The 445-nt window shown below is 56.9% G+C and carries 1 protein-coding gene; it reads left to right on the top strand.

The window, feature by feature from the left end:
* Nucleotides 1-24: 24 nt before the first annotated feature.
* Nucleotides 25-445: aminotransferase class I/II-fold pyridoxal phosphate-dependent enzyme (locus AB1462_RS32070; protein WP_367249132.1), on the top strand; the 421-nt coding region annotated here is incomplete at its 3' end.

Genomic DNA, 445 nt, shown 5'->3' with positions numbered 1-445 from the left:
GAATTCACCACAAGGAATTCGATCGTGCATCCATCGCTTGCTCCTCGCATGAAACTGGTCGGCGCTTCACCGACGGCTGAAATTTCCAACAAGGTTCGCGCGCTGACTGCGGCAGGCCATTCGGTCATCAATCTGGGCGAAGGAGAGCTCGATTTCGCGACTCCCGATGCGATTTGCGAAGCAGGTATTGCAGCGATCCGCGATGGCGACACGAAATACACCGCCGTTGCCGGAACGGCAGAACTGAAGGCTGCAATTCTGCGCAAATTCGCACGCGAAAACGCGCTTTCTTATGAGCCTTCAGAAATAATCGCGGGCGCAGGCGCCAAACAGCTTATCTTCAACGCGTTTCTCGCGACGCTTTCGTCCGGCGACGAGGTGATTGTTCCTGCCCCTTACTGGGTGTCGTACCCGGACATGATCCGTCTTGCCGGGGGCGAACCGA

This window comes from Pseudomonas sp. SB113, from assembly GCF_040754745.1.
Lineage (GTDB): Bacteria > Pseudomonadota > Gammaproteobacteria > Pseudomonadales > Pseudomonadaceae > Aquipseudomonas > Aquipseudomonas grimontii.
Note: the sequence above shows the minus strand (reverse complement) of the source record. Positions and strands in the feature narration are given on the sequence as shown.